Annotated in this window: 2 protein-coding genes; one reads left to right on the forward strand and one right to left on the reverse strand. The window is 74.3% G+C overall.

All coding sequences use genetic code 11. The features are described 5' to 3' along the window. The coding region (locus tag CCN29_RS34220) for an SDR family NAD(P)-dependent oxidoreductase (protein ID WP_143661474.1) at nt 1-175 on the reverse strand (175 nt) is incomplete at its 3' end. A gap of 236 nt (nt 176-411) precedes the next feature. Here CCN29_RS34220 and ppk2 point away from each other — a divergent pair. Beyond that, a complete protein-coding gene (gene ppk2, locus CCN29_RS34225) occupies nt 412-1,479 on the forward strand; it encodes a polyphosphate kinase 2 (protein ID WP_031022900.1) in 1,068 nt (355 codons plus the stop codon). The last annotated feature ends 443 nt before the right edge of the window (nt 1,480-1,922 follow it).

A 1,922-nucleotide genomic window follows, 5' to 3' on the forward strand; every position in this document is an offset into this window, starting at 1 on the left:
CGGCGCCGGGAACCTCCCGCTCCAGCGCGGCGGCGCCCTGTCGTACCCGCTCCTCCGACCGCCCGTTCACCGCGACCCGCGCCCCCGCCCGCGCGAGCCCTGCGGCGATCGCCGCCCCGATGCCCTGGGTGGAGCCCGTGACCAGCGCGGTACGGCCCTTGAGATCGATCTGCACGTCCTCACCTCTCCCGCCGGGATCACGACGGCGCGGCCCGGCCCGCGGACCACCGCCCGCCCGCCGCGCCCTTCGACCCGCCCCGACTTCCCCTCAGCCCGCCGCCGAATCACCGCCTGCCGCCAGGCTTCGGCGCGCCCGCCGCGGGCACCCGCTTTCCCATCACCGCGCACGCTCCTCGGGCATACGCTGCACAAGGGGGACCCGGTGAGACGGGACCCGAAAGGCGGGAGACGATGGTGACGGCCGACCACCCGGACGAGCGACAGGGGCGCGACCACCCGGACGCGCACGAGGGCCGCGCCGAGGCGGACGCGGCGAGGACCGACCCGTCGCCCGTCACCGGTGACGACCTGCTGCACGGTCTGGAGGTGGACGCCCGGCGGCCGGAGCGCCCCGTGCTGCTCGACGCCGACGGCACCCCCATCGCGACCTGGCGCGAGAACCATCCCTACGACCGGAAGATCCGCAGGTCGGAGTACGACCGCACGAAGCGCGTCCTCCAGATCGAACTGCTGAAGATGCAGCGGTGGGTGAAGGACACCGGCCAGCGGATGGTCGTCGTCTGCGAGGGGCGCGACGCGGCCGGCAAGGGCGGCACCATCCAGCGGTTCATGGAGCGCCTCAACCCGCGCGGCGCACGCGTGGTCGCCCTGGAGAAGCCGACCGAACGGGAGGCGGGGCAGTGGTACTTCCAGCGTTACGTCGCCCATCTCCCGGCCCGCGGCGAGATCGTCTTCTTCGACCGCTCCTGGTACAACCGGGCCGGCGTCGAGCGGGTCATGGGCTTCTGCTCGGACGAGGAGTACCGGCTGTTCCTGGAGCAGACCCCGCTGTTCGAGCGGCTGCTCACCGACGACGGCATCATGCTGGTGAAGTTCTGGTTCTCGGTGTCCCGGGCCGAGCAGCGCACCCGCTTCGCCATCCGCCAGGTCGACCCGCTGCGGCGCTGGAAGCTGTCGCCGATGGACCTGGAGTCGCTGGACCGCTGGGACGACTACACCAAGGCCAAGGTGGAGATGTTCCGTGCCACGGACACCCCGCACGCGCCGTGGACGGTCGTGAAGAACAACGACAAGCGCCGGGGGCGGCTGGAGGCCATGCGCAGCCTCCTCGACCGCTGCGACTACCCGGCCAAGGACCATGAGGCGCTCGGCAAGCCGGACCCGCTGATCGTGGGCGCGGCCGACACCCTGCTGGAGCCCGGCGAGGAACCCGAGGTCCTCTCCCCGACACCCCTCGCGGGCCCCGGCCACGGCCCGGGCAGCCACCCGGAGGACGACACGGAGCAGCCGGGCGCCTGACACCCGGCCGCCGTCGGACGCGTCCGCCGGCCGTACCGCGCCCCGACCCCGGGACGCGGCGCGGCCGCCGTGCGGCTCTGTCCGGCGACGCGGATGAGTTTCGTCCGGCGACGGACACCGGTCGGTCCGCCCAGTGCTCCGTCCCTCAGCGCCCGTGATGCGGACGAGCCCCCACGGCGACGGGCGCAGGCCCGTCCGCCCACTGCTCCGTGCCTTGGCGCCGGTCATGCCGAAGTGACGGCCCGCCCGCCCCGGCACCCTGACCGCACCGGCCCCCACAGGCCGGGCCGGGTTGACCGGTACGCCTCACGCTGGGGTTACCGGTGCGCCTCACGCCGGGGCCACCGGCCCTCTCACGCCAGGGTGACCGGCCCGCCCCGCTCCGAGGCCACCGGCCCCTCATGCTGAGGCGAGCGGCCCCCTCACGCCGAGGTGACCAGCAC

It is taken from the genome of Streptomyces pseudogriseolus (genome assembly GCA_002154585.1).
Taxonomy (GTDB): Bacteria; Actinomycetota; Actinomycetes; order Streptomycetales; family Streptomycetaceae; genus Streptomyces; species Streptomyces pseudogriseolus.

Coding starts and splice junctions, on each gene's coding strand:
- ppk2 (WP_031022900.1), top strand. CDS start 412: ATGGTGACGGCCGACCACCCGGACGAGCGACAGGGGCGCGACCACCCG.